This is a genomic window from Polaribacter sp. AHE13PA (assembly GCF_019278505.1).
Lineage (GTDB): Bacteria > Bacteroidota > Bacteroidia > Flavobacteriales > Flavobacteriaceae > Polaribacter.
The window spans coordinates 359,501-383,243 of sequence record NZ_CP058985.1 but is presented as its reverse complement, the minus strand read 5'-3'; the positions used below and the strand labels follow the sequence as shown (position 1 = coordinate 383,243).

9 protein-coding genes, 5 tRNA genes and 3 rRNA genes are annotated in these 23,743 nt (G+C 34.8%); 5 read left to right on the top strand and 12 right to left on the bottom strand.

Annotated elements, in window-relative coordinates; translation table 11 throughout:
• The first annotated feature begins 423 nt into the window (after window positions 1-423).
• The 3 genes from H0I28_RS01665 to H0I28_RS01655 are packed head-to-tail and all read left to right on the top strand — an operon-like array spanning window position 424 to window position 6,281.
• Complete coding sequence (locus H0I28_RS01665) at window positions 424-3,504, top strand: SusC/RagA family TonB-linked outer membrane protein (protein WP_218760211.1); 3,081 nt, start codon at window positions 424-426, stop codon at window positions 3,502-3,504.
• Window positions 3,505-3,510: 6 nt separating this feature from the next.
• On the top strand, window positions 3,511-5,382 hold the full coding sequence (locus H0I28_RS01660; protein ID WP_218760210.1) for a SusD/RagB family nutrient-binding outer membrane lipoprotein: 1,872 nt from the start codon (window positions 3,511-3,513) through the stop codon (window positions 5,380-5,382).
• A 32-nt stretch (window positions 5,383-5,414) separates the two neighbouring features.
• A complete protein-coding gene (locus H0I28_RS01655; RefSeq protein WP_218760209.1) occupies window positions 5,415-6,281 on the top strand; it encodes a hypothetical protein in 867 nt (288 codons plus the stop codon).
• 1,016 nt (window positions 6,282-7,297) lie between these two features.
• Here the strand turns inward: H0I28_RS01655 and rrf are convergent.
• The 11 genes from rrf to H0I28_RS01600 all read right to left on the bottom strand — a co-directional run bounded on the left by rrf (window position 7,298) and on the right by H0I28_RS01600 (window position 20,313).
• A 5S ribosomal RNA gene (gene rrf / locus H0I28_RS01650) occupies window positions 7,298-7,407 on the bottom strand.
• Window positions 7,408-7,514: 107 nt separating this feature from the next.
• Window positions 7,515-10,399: ribosomal RNA gene (locus tag H0I28_RS01645) — 23S ribosomal RNA — on the bottom strand.
• 168 nt (window positions 10,400-10,567) lie between these two features.
• Window positions 10,568-10,641: transfer RNA gene (locus H0I28_RS01640), tRNA-Ala, on the bottom strand.
• Between the two features lie 81 nt (window positions 10,642-10,722).
• Window positions 10,723-10,796, bottom strand: a tRNA-Ile gene (locus H0I28_RS01635).
• Window positions 10,797-10,880: 84 nt separating this feature from the next.
• Window positions 10,881-12,398 (bottom strand): 16S ribosomal RNA (locus tag H0I28_RS01630).
• The 16S, 23S and 5S rRNA genes sit together here with 2 tRNA genes alongside, the layout of an rRNA operon.
• A 1,528-nt stretch (window positions 12,399-13,926) precedes the next feature.
• Complete coding sequence (locus tag H0I28_RS01625) at window positions 13,927-14,556, bottom strand: porin family protein (RefSeq protein ID WP_218732950.1); 630 nt, start codon at window positions 14,554-14,556, stop codon at window positions 13,927-13,929.
• An 82-nt stretch (window positions 14,557-14,638) separates the two neighbouring features.
• Window positions 14,639-17,614, bottom strand: a complete 2,976-nt coding sequence (locus H0I28_RS01620) for an ATP-binding protein (protein WP_218760208.1) — start codon at window positions 17,612-17,614, stop codon at window positions 14,639-14,641.
• Between the two features lie 255 nt (window positions 17,615-17,869).
• Window positions 17,870-17,943, bottom strand: a tRNA-Arg gene (locus H0I28_RS01615).
• A 30-nt stretch (window positions 17,944-17,973) separates the two neighbouring features.
• Window positions 17,974-18,048 (bottom strand) — tRNA-Pro (locus H0I28_RS01610).
• Between the two features lie 15 nt (window positions 18,049-18,063).
• Window positions 18,064-18,145 (bottom strand) — tRNA-Ser (locus tag H0I28_RS01605).
• A 104-nt stretch (window positions 18,146-18,249) separates the two neighbouring features.
• On the bottom strand, window positions 18,250-20,313 hold the full coding sequence (locus H0I28_RS01600; RefSeq protein WP_218732948.1) for an HD family phosphohydrolase: 2,064 nt from the start codon (window positions 20,311-20,313) through the stop codon (window positions 18,250-18,252).
• 134 nt (window positions 20,314-20,447) lie between these two features.
• On the opposite strand from H0I28_RS01600, the gene H0I28_RS01595 reads away from it, so the two are divergent.
• The gene (locus tag H0I28_RS01595) at window positions 20,448-21,626 is read left to right on the top strand and encodes an acetyl-CoA C-acyltransferase (protein ID WP_218760206.1); all 1,179 of its coding nucleotides are present in this window, start codon (window positions 20,448-20,450) and stop codon (window positions 21,624-21,626) included.
• A gap of 37 nt (window positions 21,627-21,663) precedes the next feature.
• On the top strand, window positions 21,664-22,434 hold the full coding sequence (locus tag H0I28_RS01590) for a C40 family peptidase (RefSeq protein ID WP_218752528.1): 771 nt from the start codon (window positions 21,664-21,666) through the stop codon (window positions 22,432-22,434).
• Between the two features lie 56 nt (window positions 22,435-22,490).
• Here H0I28_RS01590 and H0I28_RS01585 read toward each other — a convergent pair whose 3' ends face one another.
• Window positions 22,491-23,735 carry a lipopolysaccharide assembly protein LapB gene (locus H0I28_RS01585; RefSeq protein ID WP_218732945.1) on the bottom strand — a complete coding sequence of 415 codons (1,245 nt, stop codon included), beginning with the start codon at window positions 23,733-23,735 and terminating at the stop codon, window positions 22,491-22,493.
• Window positions 23,736-23,743 lie beyond the last annotated feature (8 nt).

The window sequence follows — 23,743 nt, the reverse complement described above, 5'->3', positions numbered from 1 at the left end:
AATAAAAAAACTCCATTTTTAAAATGTTTATTAACGACATCAATTTTCCGCTTTAACAATCACCACCTTCTAAAAGAAATATTTACTATATGATATTCTACTTATTTCGAAAAACTTGAAATAGTAAAAAAATAATATACTTCTTCCCCATCAAATTGAGTATTTAAGAAAAGAGAAAAAAAAATATTTTTTTTATCTAAATGCAATTATAAACAATCATGAATATTATTCACAAAAACAAGTATGTAAAATTAACAATACTTTATATTTAGATATAATAAAAATAAAATACCGCAATAAAGTAACACTAACCAACTGTAAATATGCATTAAAAACGCAAAAATGCCGCAAAAAAAATAAATAAAATGCAAGATTATTGTAATAAATTGTTAAGTTTGTCTTAACTAATCAATAATAATAACTATGACTAAAAAAATTAAAGTAACACTTCTGGTTTTTTTTACAACTTCATTTTCCGTACTATTTTCACAAAACATAGTTGTGAAAGGTACCGTTGTTGATAAAATTGATACGCCTTTACCAGGGGTTACTATTGTAATTAAAGGTAGTAATAAAGGAACGTCTACTGATTTTTATGGAAATTATAACATATCAGTTGCAAAAGGTAAAACGCTAGTTTTCTCTTCTATTGGTTTTCAAAAAAAAGAAGTTGTTGTTAATAGCACAACTGCCAAGGTAGTTTTAGAAGAAGACACTTCTGTTCTTGGTGAAGTTGTTATAACTGCAGAATTCGGTTTAAAACGTGTAAAACGTAGTATCGGTTCTTCAGTTCAGCATGTTGATGGAAAAACTATTGAAGATTCTGGTAGAGAAAATTTTATTACCGCATTAGCAGGTCGAGTTGCTGGTCTTAATGTAGGGTCTACAAGTGGGAATCCTGGTGCCTCTACCAATGTGGTTCTTAGAAACATTACCTCTATATCGGGTAATAATCAACCGCTTTATGTAGTGGATGGTATTCCTATGAACAATTCTACTTTTGATCCGAGCGGAATGGCTGGTGGAGAATTTTCTGTACGTGACATGGACTTTTCTTCTAGAGGTAACGATTTTAACCCTGATGATGTTGAATCTATAACAATTTTAAAAGGAGCTGGTGCTGCGGCATTATACGGTTCAGATGCATCTAACGGAGCAATTATTATTACCACTAAAAAAGGTACTTCTGGTAAAGGAACTGTTCGATTTAGTAATTTTCTAAAATTTAGTAATGCTTATGGTTATCCAGAAATGCAAGACAAATATTCTAACGGAGCTAAAGGGACAACAAACTACTATTACACAAGTAAATTTGGAGGGTTGTATCCAGAAGATACAAAAATCTATGATAATCTTGATGCAATACTTCAAACAGGCGTTCAACAACGATACAATGTTTCTGTAGATGGAGGATCTGATAAAGCAACTATTCGTGGTAGTTTTTCTCAATTAAACGAAACTGGTGTTGTAAAAACTACTAAATACAAGAGAACTAATTTAAGTTTATCTGGTAAAGCAGAAGTTACAGACTGGTTAACTTTTGAAGGAGCTTTGCAATATACTAATACAGAAAACAACAAGGTTAGAACAGGTACTTCAGGTCCGTTATATCGTGCTATGTTATGGCCTAGAGTAGATGATATGAGCAATTATCTTGCTGAAGACGGTAGTCATATGAGAACACCTGATTATTACCTTGATGTAGATTTATTAAATCCTCTTTTTGGAATGAATAATAATAAGTATTATGATGAATCAGATAGATTTATCAGTAATATTTCTTTGAATATGACGCCAATGAAAAACACTTTTGTTAGGGCACAAGTTGGATGGGATGTAGGCATGCAAACCTATGTAACATCTACGCATCCTTATTATGCGTATGATAATGCTGGTGAAGGTAGTTATAACATAACTCAGTCAAATTTTTCTGATCCAACCATTAATATACTTGGTGGTTATAGTAATACATATTTTGACGACAAATTTTCATTTTCAGGTCAATTAGGATATCACCAAGTAGAGAATGGAGTAACAAGAACTAGTAGTTATGGTAGTAATTTTATTGCAACAGACTTTCAATCTATCAACAACACAGACCCTTTAACACAAACATCTAGCCAAAGAAATACCAAAAGACGAGTACAAGGAATTTCTGGTTCGTTTGAATTTGGATATAATAATTTAGCTTTTATAACATTAAGAGCTAGAAATGACTGGTCATCTACATTGCCTGTAGAAAACAACAGTTATTTCTATCCTGCTGTAGAAGGAGCTTTAATTGTATCTGATTTAGATTTCTTAAAGGATAATGAAACTATAAATCATTTTAAGCTACGTGGTTCATGGGCTCAAGTTGGTAAAGATGCAAGTCCTTTACAAATAGACCCACAATTAGAAAAAACTAATTTAACAGGTGGGGGCTTCAAATATGGCTACACAGGTCCAAACCCAGAACTTAAACCAGAAATTACAACTGCAAATGAAATTGGTATAGACTTAGGTTTGTTTAAAAATAGAGTAAAAACAAGTTTTACCTATTTTACAACGGAAAATTCAGATCAGATAGTAAGAGGTTTTAGATTAAGTTATGCAACAGGATTTGTATTAAACACATTAAATGTAGGTACATTTAAAACAAAAGGATGGGAAGCAAATATTGATGTTGATATTGTAAGAAATAATGACTTTACTTGGAATTTTGGTATCAATGGATCTCAAGGAACTTCAGAAGTTGTTTCTCTGCCAGAAAATGTAACAGAATACTATAATGCCTATACTTGGACTTCTGGAAACATACGAAATGGTATTATGCAAGGTGAATCAATTTCAACTATAACAGGTAGAGCATACGAACGTAATGATAATGGTGATATCTTAATTAGTCCAACTACAGGATTACCTATCACCGCTAGTGAATGGTCTATTATTGGAGACAGAGAACCAAAATTACGTTTTGGAATGAGTACTAGTTTTAAATATAAAAACTTTAGATTATCTAGTTTATTTGCTGGACGCCTAGGAGCTACTGTTGTAAATGGAACAAAACGAGATATGATGTATAGAGGGAATAGTTGGGAATCAGTAGATTTAAGAGAAAGTGGTCCACAAATATTTAATGGTGTTATTCAAGATGGTAATGAGAATTCAGCTAACCCAACTCAAAATACAATAGCAGTAGATTATAGTATGTATGGTTCTTCTATATTTACAGGAGGAGACGAAGATTGGCTAGAAAAAGATGTAAACTATTTACGTATGCAAGAATTACGTTTTTCTTACCGTCTAGATGAAGATTTACTTAATAAATCTAAACTTTTTTCTCAAGTAAACCTATATTTTGTAGCAAACGACTTATTTACTTGGACAAATTATTCTGGTATTGATGCTGTGGGGAACTCTGTTTCTGCAGCTGCAGGAGGTACGGGTGGTGAAGGTATTGATATTTGGTCTATTCCAAATCCACGTAGCTATTCAGTAGGAATCAGTTTAACCTTAAATTAAAAAATCATGAAAAATAAATTAATATACATACTTATAGCTTTTTTCAGTTTTACTAGCTGTGAAGAATATCTTGATGTAAATAATAATATAGATGCACCTGCTGAAGTAGAAGGATATTTATACCTAGCAGGAATTACCCAACAATATCAAGGTATTTATTATGATCTAAGAGCAATTGCTCCCATGACACAAATGATGGGTACAAGTAGTTACACTAGTTTTGCTAGCAATTACTATAATTTAGGGAGCGATGCTGGAGGAGAAATTTGGAGAATGACTTATTGGAGTCAAGGTCAAAATCTAGAAAACTTAATCAATCAATCTATAGAAGCAGAAGATTGGACTTTAGCTGGAATTGGTTTAGCAATGAAAGCTTACAGTTGGGATTTATTGACAAAAGTTCATGGAGAAGTACCAATGAATGATGCGTTTGTACCTAGTTTACTACAGCATGATTATGATTATCAAAAAGATGTCTACACCCAAGTTCGTGAATGGGCTTATGAAGCAATTGAAATGTTAGAAAAAACTGACGATCAATCGTATGGTGATAAATTAACTAATAATGATTTTATTTATGGTGGTGATAAAGAAATGTGGAAGAAATTTTCATACGCCATTATTGTCCGTAACTTAGCTTCTTTAAGTAATAAATCAGACTTTTCAGGAACATACGCTCAAGAATTAATTAATGCAGCAGGTAAATCTTTCCAACGTCCTAGTGATGACGCTACTGTTACTGTAGGTGGTGGATCACAATCTGCACCATACAGTAGCTATAATAATTTTTGGGGAACGGCAAGAGGTAATTTAAGTTACAGCTATTTTCAACATGATTATGCAGTACAAGTATTTACAGGTACAGTTCCTAAATATGAGGATGCAACAGGAGATAAAATTCATATTATAAATACGACAAACTATTATCATCCGGTTGAACTTGCGGATAAACAAATTATAACTGATACGTTAACAAATGAATTAGGTCATTATGATCCTAGAGTTGCTGTTAAATTGGCTACAGAAAGTAACCCAACATATTTAAATTTAAATAATACAGACAGTATAAAAGCGTATCAATATTATGGAGGTTCTTTTACAGGTAGTACAGGACCTATAGGACAAGCTCCATCATTTTACGGTAGAACCTTATCTTCTCAATACCAAGGTACAGTTCATGATGGTACTGGTAGATGGATTTATAGAGATGATGCACCATATATATTAACCACGTACTCTGAAATTCAATTTTGTTTAGCAGAAACCTATTGGAAGTTGGGTCAAAAAACAGATGCTTTTGAAGCCTTCAAAAGAGGGGTTAGTGCAGATATGCAAACAACAGCTCGTTATATAAGTACAGGAAGTGAAGGAAGTGCTAGTGGAGGTGACAAAATTACAACAAGTGTTTTTAATTCACTTGCATCAGAATACTTAAACGGACCTTATGCAGGAGCATTACCATTAAACGAATTTACATTGTCACATATTATGATGCAAAAATGGGTTTCTTTATATCCATGGGGAGCTTCAGAAGCTTGGGTTGATATGCGTAAATATAATTATGATATTGACTATACAGGAGATGTTCCTAGCACAGGTAATGGTTTTATACACGGACTAGTAGATCAGAAAAAAGACACAGACGATACTAAAGTATACAAAGGTTTTTATTTAGCACCTGCGCAAGTGGAAGGTAGAAAAGGATCTTATTATACACAAAATGAAGGTTCACCAAGTTACCGAATAAGACCTCGATTTAATTCAGAATATATGTGGAATATACCTTCTTTAGAGATACTTAAACCTATATCGGGAACAGCAGAGAATTATCACACGTCTATTCCGTGGTTTGTCTATCCAGGAGATTTACCTCAATAAAGTATATGTTCAACTTAAGAAATCTAAAAAACATGAAAAATATAACTAAAATAGGACTCTTTCTAGTTTGTGCATTTTTAATTACAGCTTGTGAAGAACACGTTGTAGAATATGACACAACAGAAATTGATACAGAAACAACAGCACAATTCCAAATACATTATGTAGTTCCCCTTGCAAGTGGAACCGCTAGCACCATAAATAGGATAGAATTAAATGATGAGTTATTAAGCAATGAAACTTATTCATTACCTATTAATAGCTTTATACCTAGATCTGCTACGGGTGGTAAATTTTATACTACAGAATCTGGATTAATAAATCTAAAACTATATATAGGAGCTGTAGATGATTTAACATTAGTGTATGACAAGAATATTGAAATGCCTGCAGGAAAAACGACTCTAATTGTGCATGATTTTGATAAAGATCCAACTATAGTAGATTATGGAGAATATCCAAAAATAACAACAGAAAACACAGGTGAAACAACATGGATTAAATTTCATAATTCCCTTTATGAAACACCAGGAGTACCCACTAGTCTAAGACTTCAATACCAATATCAATATATTTTAGATAACGATACCGGAGAAAGAAGTGAATGGTTTAATGTTGGAGAACCTGTATTATTTGGAGAAGCAACGGGATGGGAACCAGTAACAGTAAATAAACGAATAGAAATATCTTCTGGTTATGGATATAATTATTACCGTATTAGAGTAATTGGAGATGATGGATCTGATCAAGGAAGCCTACAGGTTTTTAGATGGAGTTTGAATGATTACAGTGATTATTGGACAGGTTATGTTGGTAGTTATAGACAACATATTCTTTCTAGATACCGCGTAGGTAACTCATCTTATTACGGTAGAGTATATCAATATACTGCATTGTAAATAATTTCAAATTTGTATAAATTAAAGCCAGTTCTAATTTACTTTAGAACTGGCTTTATTCTTTTTATGCTTATATAAATTATTTAAGACAATATAAGCAAAAGTTAATCTAATTAAGGGCGTGCCCATGAAAAAAGCATGGTCAGGCTATACTCTACAAGTCCTCGCTCGTACCTCACTGTGGGCTTTTTGCTACTATCCTTCACGCAAAAACATTCAGTTATATAAAAAAATAGATAGTAATTAATGCACATTTCTGATTAACGTCTTATAAATATCAAAAGACTTATTATTATTTAGAAATTACAAGTTTGTTTAAAATAATTTGTCATTTGTACCTTTTTAAAAAAATCCGAAAATCATAAAAGGATAATCTAATTTGAATTAACTTCAATAAGAGACTTTAAACGAAGATAGATATCAATACTAAATCAAAGCAAAGGGGAACTAAAAAACGATACCTTGTAAAACTCAACTTATATGAGCATCTGTACTTGCTTAATGCCTACACTCATAAAACTCTGAAAAAAATTCCGGTTGATAAAATAACAATTACTAATTAAAGGCTCCCATTGTTTGTAACAGTATCGACAAAGATTAGCAGAATAAACCACAGAAAGTCAAAAAAAATTATCAAGAGAGAATAAAAATTTGTCATGCTGAACTTGATTCAGCATCTCGCCTTGCATAGACTTAATGCAACAAAGAAATTGAAGTAAATTCAGATTGACAAAATAACAATAAAAATTCCCAAGGCTAGTGCTCATTTGTAACGCCAACAGTCATAGATTAAGATATTTACACCCAGTTTGTCTTTTCGCCCTTTTGTAAGGAATCACCTAACAATATAAAGTAGTGTATGATCAAGAGTATAAGATTTTTCTTAACAAAATCCCATGTTAAATGATATTATGTAATTCATAGATTACAAAAAGTGACTATGATTTGAGTTTAGGACAAAAAAAACCTCAATTCATAAGAATTGAGGTTTAGGATCTTGAATATTCAAGATTAAAGAAAGGCGGCGACCTACTCTCCCACATAAATGCAGTACCATCGGCGCGATTGGGCTTAACTTCTCTGTTCGAGATGGGAAGAGGTGAGCCCCAATGCTATAACCACCCTAAAATTTTCAGCTAAATAATTTTAACTGTATAAGTTAACATATGGTAAAATAATATCTAAATCGTCTAATAAATAAAGAGGTTCTGCTCCCGCCTTTCGGCGGGAAGCGTACATAAGTCTATGGGTTATTAGTATCACTTGGCTATGACATTACTGCCTTTACACCTATGACCTATCAACGTTGTAATCTCCAACGACCCTTTAAAGAAATCTCATCTTGTGGTGGGTTTCGCGCTTATATGCTTTCAGCGCTTATCCCTTCCCGACGTAGCTACCCTGCTATGCTTCTGGCGAAACAACAGGTACACTAGAGGTCAGTCCAACTCGGTCCTCTCGTACTAGAGTCAGATCCACGCAAATTTCTAACGCCCACAGCAGATAGAGACCGAACTGTCTCACGACGTTCTGAACCCAGCTCGCGTGCCACTTTAATGGGCGAACAGCCCAACCCTTGGGACCTTCTCCAGCCCCAGGATGTGACGAGCCGACATCGAGGTGCCAAACCCCCCCGTCGATATGAGCTCTTGGGGGAGATCAGCCTGTTATCCCCGGAGTACCTTTTATCCTTTGAGCGATGGCCCTTCCATGCGGAACCACCGGATCACTATGCTCTTGTTTCCAACCTGATCGACCTGTATGTCTCTCAGTCAAGCACCCTTATGCCATTGCACTCTACGTACGGTTACCAAGCGTACTGAGGGTACCTTTAGAAGCCTCCGTTACTCTTTTGGAGGCGACCACCCCAGTCAAACTACCCACCAAGCACTGTCCTCATCTCTGAGTTAGACTCTAGATAAGCAAAGGGTGGTATTTCAAGGACGACTCCACAACGCCTAGCGACGCCGCTTCAATGTCTCCCACCTATCCTACACATTACTTATCCAAAGCCAATACTAAGCTATAGTAAAGGTTCACGGGGTCTTTTCGTCCCGCTGCGGGTAATCGGCATCTTCACCGATACTACAATTTCACCGAGCTCATGGCTGAGACAGTGTCCAGATCGTTGCACCATTCGTGCAGGTCGGAACTTACCCGACAAGGAATTTCGCTACCTTAGGACCGTTATAGTTACGGCCGCCGTTTACTGGGGCTTCATTTCAGATCTTCGCCGAAGCTAAACCCTCCACTTAACCTTCCAGCACCGGGCAGGTGTCAGGCCTTATACATCATCTTTCAATTTAGCAAAGCCCTGTGTTTTTGATAAACAGTCGCCTGGACCTTTTCACTGCGGCCCATCCGAAGATGGGCGACCCTTCTCCCGAAGTTACGGGTCTATTTTGCCTAGTTCCTTAGCCATGAATCTCTCGAGCACCTTAGAATTCTCATCCCAACTACCTGTGTCGGTTTACGGTACGGGTTCTTATAATCTGAAGCTTAGAGGTTTTTCTTGGAAGCCCTTAGGCACACTATCCAATTGTCCGAAGACGCTTGGTACTATCACATTTCACCTAACTCTGCGGATTTACCTACAGTGCCAATAGCTACATGTTTCAACGAACTATTCCGTCAGTTCGCGGTGCTTTCATTACTCCGTCACCCCATCGCAATTATAAGAAGTACAGGAATATTAACCTGTTATCCATCGACTACTCCCTTCGGATTCGCCTTAGGACCCGACTAACCCTCAGCTGATTAGCATCGCTGAGGAAACCTTAGTCTTTCGGTGTGGGGGTTTCTCGCCCCCATTATCGTTACTTATGCCTACATTTTCTTTTGTAAACACTCCAGCATACCTCACAGTACACCTTCTACGCTGATTACAATGCTCCCCTACCACTAACGTGTCTTTCAACGTTAATCCATAGCTTCGGTAATATGTTTATGCCCGATTATTATCCATGCGAAATCGCTCGACTAGTGAGCTGTTACGCACTCTTTAAATGAATGGCTGCTTCCAAGCCAACATCCTAGCTGTCTAAGCAATTTCACCTCGTTTTTTCAACTTAACATATATTTGGGGACCTTAGCTGATGGTCTGGGTTCTTTCCCTCTCGGACATGGACCTTAGCACCCATGCCCTCACTGCTGAGAAACATTTTATAGCATTCGGAGTTTGTCAGGAATTGGTAGGCGGTGAAGCCCCCGCATCCAATCAGTAGCTCTACCTCTATAAAACTTTTACTCAACGCTGCACCTAAATGCATTTCGGGGAGTACGAGCTATTTCCGAGTTTGATTGGCCTTTCACCCCTACCCACAGGTCATCCAAAGACTTTTCAACGTCAACTGGTTCGGTCCTCCACTGTGTGTTACCACAGCTTCAACCTGCCCATGGGTAGATCACTCGGTTTCGCGTCTACTACTACTAACTAAAGCGCCCTATTCAGACTCGCTTTCGCTACGGCTCCTTGACTTAATCAATTAACCTTGCTAGAAACAGTAACTCGTAGGCTCATTATGCAAAAGGCACGCCGTCACACCATAAATGATGCTCCGACCGCTTGTAGGCGTACGGTTTCAGGTTCTATTTCACTCCCTTACTTAGGGTTCTTTTCACCTTTCCCTCACGGTACTAGTTCACTATCGGTCTCTCAGGAGTATTTAGCCTTACCGGATGGTCCCGGTGGATTCATACAGGATTACTCGTGTCCCGCACTACTCAGGGTACCACTATCTTAAATTTGCTTACTTTTACGGGACTATCACCCTCTATGGTCAGTCTTTCCAAACTGTTCTAATTCACTTATCTTCGAATATCGTGGCCCTACAACCCCTATTTTGCCGTAACAAAATAGGTTTGGGCTAATCCGCGTTCGCTCGCCACTACTAACGGAATCACTATTGTTTTCTCTTCCTCCGGTTACTTAGATGTTTCAGTTCACCGGGTTTACCCCTATTGCTAGGTGACATGTCTTCAACATGCCGGGTTGCCCCATTCGGATATCTACGGATCAAAAGGTATGTGCCCCTCCCCGTAGCTTTTCGCAGCTTATCACGTCCTTCGTCGTCTCTGAGAGCCTAGGCATCCGCCATACGCCCTTACTTAACTTATTGTACTTTTTGCTACAGTATGTTTCCATACTATAATGAACTCTTTTATATTTTTATAAAAAAATTTTTGATTAGATTGCTCTAATCGTTCTCTATCTATTTGATTCTTACGATATCATTTTACCAATATGTCAATGAACTTGTGGTCTATTTACTTGAAATTGACCGTTGTGGAGAATATCGGAGTCGAACCGATGACCTCTTGCGTGCAAGGCAAGCGCTCTAGCCAGCTGAGCTAATCCCCCATTATGAAATTCAGAATAAATCCTAAATTATGAATGTAGAATCCTCTTACTTCCAGAATTTCCTTAGTATTTAGTTATTTGTAGTCCCGGGCAGACTCGAACTGCCGACCTCTACATTATCAGTGTAGCGCTCTAACCAGCTGAGCTACGAGACTATAATAGCTTAAAATACTTATATTATAAAATTAACAGCAAAGAGTAAAAATGACCTTTTTTTGTAACTCACCATCTTTCTCTAGAAAGGAGGTGTTCCAGCCGCACCTTCCGGTACGGCTACCTTGTTACGACTTAGCCCTAGTTACCAGTTTTACCCTAGGCGGCTCCTTGCGGTGACCGACTTCAGGCACTCCCAGCTTCCATGGCTTGACGGGCGGTGTGTACAAGGCCCGGGAACGTATTCACCGGATCATGGCTGATATCCGATTACTAGCGATTCCAGCTTCACGGAGTCGAGTTGCAGACTCCGATCCGAACTGTGATATGGTTTATAGATTCGCTCTCTGTTGCCAGATGGCTGCTCATTGTCCATACCATTGTAGCACGTGTGTGGCCCAGGACGTAAGGGCCGTGATGATTTGACGTCATCCCCACCTTCCTCACTACTTGCGTAGGCAGTCTCGTTAGAGTCCCCAACTTTACTTGATGGCAACTAACGACAGGGGTTGCGCTCGTTATAGGACTTAACCTGACACCTCACGGCACGAGCTGACGACAACCATGCAGCACCTTGTAATCTGTCCGAAGAAAACTCTATCTCTAAAGCTGTCAGACTACATTTAAGCCCTGGTAAGGTTCCTCGCGTATCATCGAATTAAACCACATGCTCCACCGCTTGTGCGGGCCCCCGTCAATTCCTTTGAGTTTCAGTCTTGCGACCGTACTCCCCAGGTGGGATACTTATCACTTTCGCTTAGTCACTGAGCTAATGCCCAACAACTAGTATCCATCGTTTACGGCGTGGACTACCAGGGTATCTAATCCTGTTCGCTCCCCACGCTTTCGTCCCTCAGCGTCAGTACATACGTAGTAGACTGCCTTCGCAATCGGTATTCTGTGTAATATCTATGCATTTCACCGCTACACTACACATTCTATCTACTTCCATATGACTCAAGTCAACCAGTATCAAAGGCAGTTCCATAGTTGAGCTATGGGATTTCACCTCTGACTTAATCGACCGCCTGCGGACCCTTTAAACCCAATGATTCCGGATAACGCTCGGACCCTCCGTATTACCGCGGCTGCTGGCACGGAGTTAGCCGGTCCTTATTCTTACAGTACCGTCAAGCTGGTATACATACCAGTGTTTCTTCCTGTATAAAAGAAGTTTACAACCCATAGGGCAGTCATCCTTCACGCGGCATGGCTGGGTCAGAGTTGCCTCCATTGCCCAATATTCCTCACTGCTGCCTCCCGTAGGAGTCTGGTCCGTGTCTCAGTACCAGTGTGGGGGATCTCCCTCTCAGGACCCCTACCTATCAAAGTCATGGTAAGCCGTTACCTTACCATCTAACTAATAGGACGCATAGCCATCTTTTACCAATAAATCTTTAATTAAGTCTTGATGCCAAAACTCAATACCATGGAGCATTAATCTTCATTTCTAAAGGCTATTCTCCAGTAAAAGGTAGGTTCTATACGCGTTACGCACCCGTGCGCCGGTCGTCATCTGTGCAAGCACAATGTTACCCCTCGACTTGCATGTGTTAAGCCTGCCGCTAGCGTTCATCCTGAGCCAGGATCAAACTCTTCATTGTATATTTTAAATATTTTAATGAATAAGTTTCAAAAGAATTTGTTTAAATAAATCTAAACATGGTTATTCTACTCTTTAATTACGCTGTCAATTTCAATATTTTCAATGAACTTTGTTTTAATCTTAAAAAGCAACTTAAAAGCTACTCCCTAAATAAAACTTTGTAGAAATGTTAGACTCGAACTAACTGACTCTTTTAAGAGTCATTCCAAATTTTCTCTGATCGTTTTCGCTGTATTTCTTAGCGGCTGCAAACATACAAACTATTTCTAATCTGACAATAAAAAATTAAACTTTTTTTTATTTTTTTTTTGTGTTTGCTCTAAAACTAAAAAACTCTTGAACGTTTTTGCCGAAAATTTCGGACTGCAAACATACAACTCTTTTTAATTATAAACCTAAGGAAATTGTTATTTTATTTTTAATAAAATTTTGACACTTTATTTAGATAAACTACTAATCCTCACCCTACTTACAACTCCTCAATGAACGTTGCTAACTGTGTGATATTACTGTTAGCGGGTGCAAACTTACAACTCATTTTTAATCTAACAACTATTTTTTTACCTTTATTTTAATTTAATTTTACAATGCGTTTTAAGACACTTGTTTTTAACTGTTTATGAAGAAAGTTTTTTTGAGGGTATTTTTGGAGGTTTTAGGGTGGTTTTGGAAGTGGATGCTTGTTTTTAACGCAGAGGAACAGAGAAAACATAAGATCGTTGGAAGGTCTATTTTAGTGGAAATAGACATTTTTATTGTTTGAGACTTGTTGAAATGTGCGTTGCTCTATGAAATAGCGTGGTTGAAATGTGTTCAGTTAGTTAAGAATTACGTCATTTCTGGCGCAATAATAGTTCTTGGTATGATTCTTTTTGTAAAAAAGTACTCGGGCTGACAACCCTGGAAATATTTGAAATGAGAATTCCCACAAAGTAATTCAGAAAACCTGAATAATATGTGCTCTTATATATAGGTGCATATTTATAAATAGGATGAATTCGACAAATTGGGTGCTTTACAAATGGTAAAAAAAGGATTATTATCATCTTACTACTCTAAAAAAACGATTAAGCAAGTTTTTTTAATACATAGGAACGTAGTTTATGGTATTTTGTTTGGGTAAATAGTATCGAATAAGATGAATTTGGTTGAGACTTATATATAATCTATATGAAAACTAACAGCTCCTAAAAAGAAAACACTTATTGTCAGTTCATTAAAACTAATAGACCTCACAGGTTTTAAAAACTGTGAGGTCCTGGTAATAGTTCTGCTTAAATATTGCAAAAGTAATCTATAATGTTTCTTGCGTATTAAGCCAGTACTTATATTAAAGAGGAAACCTTCAAAAGGAACTTCATTCTGCAAATTTGTTGTGTTAGGGATTGAAACGGCATCCTTTTTATATGATTATTGATGCGATAGCAGAAATAAGCATACAAAAAGATATAGTGCAAAGCCCGACCACGCTTTTTTCGGCGTGGGAACACCCCAAAAAAATCACTCTAAAAATGTAATATTAAAATTTAAAACGTGTAACCTAAACCTATTTGTAGTACTCTATTTTTATATGAATGCTCTATAAACGAAGAAGGATAAGCGACCTTAGAGATATCTGATAGACCAAACATATATTTAGTTTCTAAAAATAATCCAAAATTAAAATGATATTCTAAACCTGCCAGTAAACCCGAATCAAAATTTTTATAGTCATCCACTTCAAATCTATTAGGGTTATGGCTGCTTTTCTCTTTCGAATGTACAACATACCCTAAATAAGTTCCGATGTTAAAATAAAAATTATGATGAACTCTTGCTTTTAAATAAATAGGTAAATTAATTTGATTGATTTCGTGCGTGGTAAAATCTCCTGGTTCTGTATAATTATAAACCCATCCTTGTTCTGAATACGCCAATTGAACTTGTAATAAAATATTGTCTTTTTCTTCTGTTAATGGAAAATTAATTCCCGCTGCCACATAAAAAGATTTTCGATTATCGAATTCTCTACTTGAGGACACTCCTTTTTCAATCACTTTAAAATTTGTATTGGAAAGGTTTAAACCTCCTTTTACAAAATATCTTATTGAAGATTGACCGAAGTTATATGAACTAGTAATCAAAAGTATAAACAGAATTACAACTTCTTTTTTCATTCTAAATATTATTATAACACTAAAAACTTACTATTTTTCTTTAACAAGACAGCTTACTCTACAAAAGTAATTAAACATTAATTTAAGTAGGCATTTCGAACATATTTAAATGCTTTTTCAAAATTCCGGATGGTGTGCTTTTTGTTTCATCAAAAATTCTGGTATCTCCAAAGAGAATAAAACTATCTCTTGCTCTGGATACCGCTACATTTAACATGTTTGGTTTATTGTCTCTATCGAAAAACAGGACACCTTCGTCTTCATTAGTATATACAGAACTAAATAAGACAATGTTGCGCTCTGCTCCTTGCAAAGCATGAACGGTTCCTAGTTTTATCTCGTTTACCTTAAAACCAGATTCTATTAATGCTTTTGAAAGTTCTGTTTTCTGACTAGCAAAAGGCGTAATGATTCCTAAAACACTTTCTATTTTATCTACATTATACGCTTTTTGTATATCTTCTTTGTGTCTATTGATCCATAAAATGATGGCTTTTACCTCATTCATATTATGACGACTGTTAAACTTTCGCTCGCTATAACCTTCTACATGGTACGCCATCATGGATGCAAAAACCTGATCCTCATGCGCTTTCCCTTTCATCGGTTTTAAAATACCATCATAGGCTAGTTCATTACAAAATCCTATTATCTCATCATTACACCTTCTGTGCTCTAACAACAATAATCCATTTTCTTTTGTAGTAACTAATGGAGTTTCATATTCGCAGGCATTTTGAGCCATTTTCATGATACTACCGCTTGATGCTAAAAATCCAATGTTATTTAGATATTCTTTTTGCGCTAGATCTGTAACAATATTTTGATCGGTTAAATTTCCGTAATCGATTTTTGGAGGAATAGACCAAATTGGTTCTATTTGTTTTAAATCTCCTACTACAATTGCTTTTTGAGCTAATGAAAATATTGGAATACTGACTTCTGGTGTTACTTGACCAGCTTCATCAATAATTAATAAATCTAAAAAATTAAATAACGGCAGGTATTCGAAAATGGGTTTTCCGTTTTCATTCTCTCCTTGAAATTGGCTGAATAAAAAATGTGTTGGTGCTGTATATAACGTTGCCACAAAACAAGGCGTTAACATTGCTCTTCGTTTCCATTTTGCAATGACCGTTTTTTCTCCAGTTCCCTTTTCTGTTTCATTTTCTAAAACATCTTCTGTTTCTAGAATCCACCTTGCCTCCCAATAATGCGTTGCTAATAAAAACGCTTTGTGACGTAAACTTAAATCTATTTCATCATAAAAAAATCGATGTGTTTTATCTTTAGACTCCATTTTTTCATATTCGAACTCCCACATTTGTTCTTCTGAAATAAAGGGATAGCCTGTAATCTCATTTAAGTGTTTCCAGTTTTTTAATCTTAAGTTTGACGACAACGCTAAGTTAAAATCTGTAATACATTTTTTTATAAAGGCTAGTGCTGTTTTATCATCTGTAAGAGTTTCTTTACTTATAATAAAAAGATGCTCTTGGTCTTTACTATTTTCTTCTGAATCTACTTTAAAATAACGTTTTATTTCGTTGATAAAATTACCTTCTTTAGCTAGCGACTTTATCTTGACAATAATATCTCTCCACTCTTGTAATTTTGAGATTTTAATTACATTTTTTTTAATGTGATTCTCCCTATTCAGTAGTAAATTATTCACCTTTTCTATAGAGGATAAATAATCTTGAGAGATTTGAACGCCCTCCATTAAATTATCTTCTATCACTGAAATTTCTTCTTGCAGGTGATTACAGATATCTTCTAATGAATTAGCACCGAAACCAAAATAATCTAAATATCTACTATAAAAGAAATTCTTGGCATCGTGTATATAATTCTCATTTTCTAAATCACACAAAGTACCTTCATTACCAAACATGTTTCCTTTAAGATAATTAATATCTTTTAAAGATTTTTCACTTTTAGAGCTTGATGGCAAATACGTAGCATAGCCATTAAAACCAGGAATCCAGCGTTCGGCTAAATTCCCCATAGTACTTTTAGAATTTATAAAACTATCTATAATATTGGTTACCGCCTGGTTATTTGTTGAACATGCCAAAATAACAGGAGCTTCTTCTCCATTAATTGCAGCTCGCACCACTTCCGTGGCCACCAAACTTTGCAATAAAGTAGTTTTTCCGGTTCCTGGAGGTCCGTTTACAGCTGTAATTCCATTTTCTTCTGCTGTTAAATAAGACAACAAAGTTTTACGCTGACTAATAGAAAGCGGAAATTCGTTAGACATTTGCCCTAAATGCAAATGATTGTAATCTAAAAAGCCTTTATCGGTAATTGGATCTCTTCGCTCTCTGTTTCTTGGGTTTATTATTTTTGAAATTAACGGAAGTTCTTCTGTTTCATTTATTAAATTCTCATACAGAAACAGAATGCTTTTTGCTGCTGATATTTTAGAACTTCGTGCAAAATAAGTGACTTTGTTATTGGTTTTATATCCTTCTGCCCTATAATCCTCTATACCGATACCAGTAATTTCTGAAAAAACTAAACTAATATACTCCCAATAAGAAGCCCAATCTAATTCTTCTTCCTCCTCTACTTCTGGTTGTTCTAAATCTCTAGCTTCTGCTATTGTTTCTATGGATGAAAAAATAAAATCGTTACCAACCTCCGCTATCGGGTCTAAATAATTACGAACTATTAATGGAAATATTTCTCTTGGGGCAGATAATTGACCTAAACGGTTTACTCTTGCCGTAATCCAAAAGGGGTGAATTGTTTTTTGTTTAAAATTAGGATCGTCTGTTTGAAAATCTAACTGAAAAGGTGCTATAATAATTTCGGCATCAAATACTTGATGCCAATTATCGCTATCTTTTTTAGTAACTCCTTTTAACCTATTAATTCTTTTCTCTTCTACATCAAGCATTTCAGCAGCATTTTTAGCACTAATGGTTGCTTTGCTTAAATCGCAATAATTTTGATGAAATAAGTTTTTAATTCTAGAAATGTCTACTGCTAAGTTTTCACTGTCTGTTAAACTGTTTTTATAATAATTTAACCAGTTTTTTACGTTGCTCATGTATATATTTAGAATTCTAGGTTAGTAAATTAAAAAAATGGAGTGCGAATATATACTTTTCGTTGTTTAATCTTGATGAAATAGTTGCTATAATTGATGATAAAAATAAGGTTGTATTCTTAGTTATTGAAGGCTAAGCTATTAATTATAATAATCCTTTTATTTGAAGTTTCATCCTAAAATATTAAGTGGATCCTATAATTACACAAAACCTATATAAAACAAAAAACCTTACTATTTCTAGTAAGGTTTAAGTGAGCCCTGAAGGATTCGAACCTTCGACCGCCTCCTTAGAAGGGAGGTGCTCTATCCAGCTGAGCTAAGAGCCCGTAATTTTTAAGTTGTTACGACCAACTGTGTCGGGGTGGCAGGATTCGAACCTGCGACCTCCTCGTCCCAAACGAGGCGCGATGACCGGGCTACGCTACACCCCGAGTGCAATTTCTTAGCGGAGAGACAGGGACTCGAACCCTGGCGACCCTAAGGTCGACAGATTAGCAATCTGCTGCATTACCACTCTGCCATCTCTCCTTTCGGCGTTACATTAAAAACATAACCTTGAAATTGCGAGTGCAAATTTAAGACATTAAAAGGATTACACAAGCCTTTTTTGATTTTTTTTTAAATTATTTTTTTTATTCTGGATATTCTACCCTTAAATGATAGATATTCATCAGCTTTTTCTTGATCACTTTCTTTATAATCTCTATCTCCCTAAAGGTTATATTAGAGTTCAAAAACTGATTATCAGCCATTTGTTTACTTATAATTTTATCTATCAAATTACTAATAGACAAAGCTGTTGGTTTAGTTAAACTTTTAGACGCTGCTTCCGATGCATCACACATCATTAAGATCGCTGTCTCTTTTGAAAAAGGAATAGGTCCTTGGTATTGAAACTTCTTTATATCTACTTTTGTATCTGGATTCAATTCTTGTTCCTTCTTATAAAAGTAATAGGTAGAACTTGTACCATGATGCGTTCTTATAAAATCGATTATTCGATCTGGTAACTTATACTTTTTAGCCAGCTCTACTCCTTTAATAACGTGATCTGTAATTATTTTAGAACTATCTCTTGCAGATAAATCGTTGTGAGGATTAACTCCTGTAGATTGATTCTCTGTAAAATACATTGGGTTTAATATTTTACCAATATCATGATACAAAGCACCTGTTCTAACCAACATAGAGTTCGCTCCTATTTCATTAGCTGCTGCTTCTGCTAAATTAGCTACTTGCATGGAATGCTGAAACGTACCTGGGGCTTTTTCATTTAACTCTCTTAAAAGCTTTGCATTTGTATTAGAAAGCTCTAGTAAAGTAATATCAGACACCAAACCAAAAACCTTTTCATACATATATATAATAATTATTGACAAAAAGGACAACAAACCATTGGCAGCAAAAAGCATAAAGTAATTCCAGTTTATTTGAGAAGCATTCCCTTCTTTAATAATAGAAAAAGCAAAATAAGTTACCATATAGATAAGTGTAATTTGCGCTACAGAAATAAACAAATTACCTCTTTTATATAACTCAGAAACCGTAAGTATCGTAACCATACCTGCAATGATATGTAAATATATAAACTCAAAACTATTTGGTACAATATACCCTAAAAGCAATACTGTTAAAACGTGTGTAAACAAGCCTAAACGCGCATCAAAAAAAGCTTTTAAAACTATAGGAAGTACACTTAAAGGAACAACATACAAATAATCTGCATTATATTTAATAACCAACGTTTGTATAAAAATCATCAAAAAAACATTGAAAAAGATAAAGGTTACCTGGTTATTATTGTCATATATTTCTACTCTATACTTTTTTAAGAATAATAAAAGCATCAATAAAGCAAGAGAAACCAAGATTGTATACCCTAAAATAATCCAATTATAATTTGAGTCCGTCCAAACCTGAGATTCAGATTCAGTTTTTAAAGAATTTAGGATGGCTAATTTTTTTCCCTCTACAATATCTCCTTTTAAGATAATTAGTTTACCAGCCTCTACAATTCCTTTCGTATAAGAAATATTTTTTATGGCATTTTCATTTACTTTATCGGTATAAATTGTATCTAAATAGATGTTGGGTTTTATAATTTCTGATAATAAATCTAATAATATTTTTTTACCATAAAAAGATCTTTCTGCTTCTAAATTACTCCTAATTATTTCTAAAACCTCTTTAGACGTTAACAGGTTTTTAAACAATATATCTTCTACCTCATTCCCTTTTCTAAGCGCAACTATTTCGTTTTTATTTGATACCTTTTCTTGACTTACTACCTCTAAAAAACCTCGTTTATAGATATTATCTATAACATTTTGACCAATTTTAGATATGTTTACAATTTCATCTGAACTTAAAGAATCGGATTGTTTTAATAGCGAAATCCTTCTTTTATAATTTGATTTTACACTCTTTTCAACATCAAAATCTTGTAAAAAATAAACTTTTGAGTTCTCTGAAATTTGTTTCTTTTCTAATGCAATTTCTTCTGCAGTTTTTTGAATAGAAAAATCAAAAGGCGCATATAAATTATCATATTTCCAAAGTTGCCCATTATTAAAATCGTATTTAAATTGTCCTCCTTTTGGAAACAAATAAACAATTGCAATAGTGGCAACTAAAAACAAAATTACCTTATAAATAATGGCATTGTTTTGGTACAGTTTATTAACTATATTACTCATAGAACATATCTTCTTACTACAAACTTACCATAAAAAAGTTAAGCTCAAAAATTCAAGTTGAATAATAAAACTTAAATTGATTAAAAATAGTTAATTTAGCACAACAAATCTTACTCAAAATAAACACTATATTTATGAAAGAAGTCGTAATTGTATCTGTAGCTAGAACTCCAATTGGAAGCTTTATGGGAAGTTTATCTACCATTCCTGCTCCTAAATTAGGGGCAATTGCTATAAAAGGAGCTTTAGAGAAAATAAACTTAAACCCTAATTTGGTTGAAGAAGTTTTTATGGGTAATGTCGTTTCTGCTGGCTTAGGTCAGGCGCCTGCAAGACAAGCGGCCATTTTTGCAGGAATACCTAATACAGTGCCTTGTACTACCGTAAATAAAGTATGTGCTTCTGGTATGAAATCTATTATGTTAGCAGCACAAACCATTGCTTTAGGTGATTCTGATATTGTTGTTGCAGGTGGTATGGAAAACATGAGTTCTATTCCGCACTACCAACATGCAAGAAGAGGATCTAAGTTTGGAGCTATAACAATGGAGGATGGACTTCAAAAAGATGGTTTAGTAGATGCTTATAACAATGTTGCAATGGGTGTTTGCGCAGATACTTGTGCTACTGAATATAGTTTCTCTAGAGAAGATCAAGATGCATTTGCGATACAATCTTATAACCGTTCTGCAAAAGCTTGGAGTGATGGAAAATATGCTGATGAAATTGTATCTGTTGAAATTCCTCAAAGACGAGGAGAACCAATTATTTTTTCTGAGGATGAAGAATACAGCAATGTAAGAATGGATAAAATTCCAACCTTAAGAGCTGCTTTTACAAAAGACGGAACTGTTACTGCAGCCAATGCCTCTACCATTAATGATGGTGGAGCTGCACTAGTATTAATGTCTGCAGAAAAAGCAAAAGAATTAAACATTACACCTCTAGCAAAAGTAATTAGTTATGCAGATGCGGCACATGAGCCAGATTGGTTTACAACTGCACCAGCCAAAGCACTTCCAAAAGCCTTAGCGAAAGCAAATATTTCTATAGATGATGTAGATTATTTTGAATTAAACGAAGCTTTTTCTATTGTTGGTTTAGCAAATATGAAAATTTTAGGTATTACAGATGATAAGGTAAATGTAAATGGTGGTGCTGTTTCCTTAGGACATCCGTTAGGAGTTTCTGGAGCTAGAATAGTAATTGCTTTAACTTCTATATTAAAACAAAATAATGCTAAAATTGGAGCTGCAGCTATTTGTAATGGTGGTGGTGGAGCAAGTGCATTTGTTATAGAGCGAATTTCGTAAAAAATTTAATTTAACATTAAAAACCAAAACCCAGAACTTGTTATACGGCATTTGTAATTTAAGCATTGTTCCTTTAAGAGCAGAAGAATCAAACCAATCAGAAATGACTAGCCAAGTTTTATTTGGTGAAGTTTTTGAAGTGACTGAAAAACAGAAAGAATGGAGTAAAATTCGTTTGACTTTTGACAACTATGAAGGATTTATAGACAATAAACAGTATACAGAAATCTCTGCTGATTTCTATTCAAAACTAAAAACTGAAAAACAATATTTTTCAGGTGAAATGATTGATTTTATCACCAATAGTAAAAATGAGTTAACCACCATCCCTTTAGGATCTAATTTGCCTTTCTACAATGCAGGTAAGCTTCAAATAAACTCAGAATTATACACATATGAAGGTGCTATTTTATCAGAAGAAGAATCTAAACATAAAATTGCACAAACTGCTTTTAATTATTTAAACACTCCTTTTTTATGGGGAGGAAAAACACCTTTTGGTATTGATTGTTCTGGTTTTACACAAATGGTATATAAGCTTTGTGGATACCGACTTTTAAGAGATGCTAATCAACAAGCTACACAAGGTGAAGTTTTAAGTTTTATAGAAGAAAGTGAAGCTGGTGATTTGGCTTTTTTTGATAATGAAGAAGGAGAAATTATTCATGTTGGTATTATTTTAAGTGACTACCATATTATACACGCCCATGGCAAAGTAAGAATAGACACTTTAGATCATAGTGGTATTTTTAATGCCGAACTTCAAAAACATACACATAAGTTAAGAATCATAAAAAAAATGATATAAAAAAAACCGAAACTAAAATTAGTTTCGGTTTTTTTTTATAAAATTAAAAGTCTTAATTATTGACCTCTCATCTCTTTATAAACTGGTCTTAAAGCATCTGCTTCAGCAGTCATCTCTAAAGTATCATAAATATTTAATAAAGAACTTACAGTTCCTTCTGTTCTATCAAGCTTATCTGCTTTAATAATGTAAGGTAAAGCTTCTTTACAAATAACTTTTAACTCACCTTCTAATTCTGTATATTTCTTTTCATTCGATAAATTCTCATTCATCTCATTAATAACAGCTATTCTTTTATTTAAAATAGTAACTCCTAAATTTAAATAAGCATCTCCGTATTCTGGATCTAATTCAATCGCTTTTTCATAAAATCCAATTGCTTCTTCAATATGATCTTCCTGAGCATTTACAACACCTAAGTTAAAAAACAACGTTGGGTTTGTAGGATCAATTTCTACAGCCTCTTTCATTAACTCTCCAAATTTATCCATTTTTTCAAGTTCAATGTACATTTGAGCTTGGTTTAATAATAAATTGATGTCTTTAGGATTAGATTTTCTAGCTTCTTCTAAAGCTTCAACAGCCAATTCTGGTTTACCTTGATTTACGTATATGTAACCAATATTTTTAATGATTTCTGCTTGCTTAGATTCGGTATTTTTATCACTTGGGTTTGTATATTTCCCAAACTTAATCATTGCATCTCTATTAGCCTTAGTTCCTAAATCTTCCTCTTCACCTGTTTCTTTATTAACAGCAATATATTGAGTTGAAATACCTGTATAGTTAATATCTTGTAACTCTTTATAATACTTTAAAGCCCCATCATAATCCTTAGCTAAAGAAGAACTTAAAGCCGCATTGTATAAGAAAGAAGTATCTTTAGGACTTAATTTGTATGTTAAATAAAAATCACTTGTTGCATTTTTATAGTCTTGCTCGTTATATGCCTTAATTGCATTTTTAGAAACAAACTGCACCAATTCATTTAACTTAGGCTCTGCTTCCTTAGTGTATTTCTGCTTCCCTATTTCCTTTTCGTAAGCAATTAATTTATTATAAGCTGCCGCCGCTTTCTCTGCATTCGATTTACCATAAGCAGATCCCTTTAAAAAGAAATATTTTGCTTTATATTTTGAATCCATTGAATCTTCTGTAGCCTCTAAACCAGCCAATGCTGCTTTTGCTTCTTTAAATTGACCTTTTTTTATTGCCTTTTCAGCAGCTTTAATTTCATCTTTTTGCGCAAAAGAAGCTATTGATAAGAAACCAACTGTTAACGCTAATATTTGATTTTTCATTTTACTAA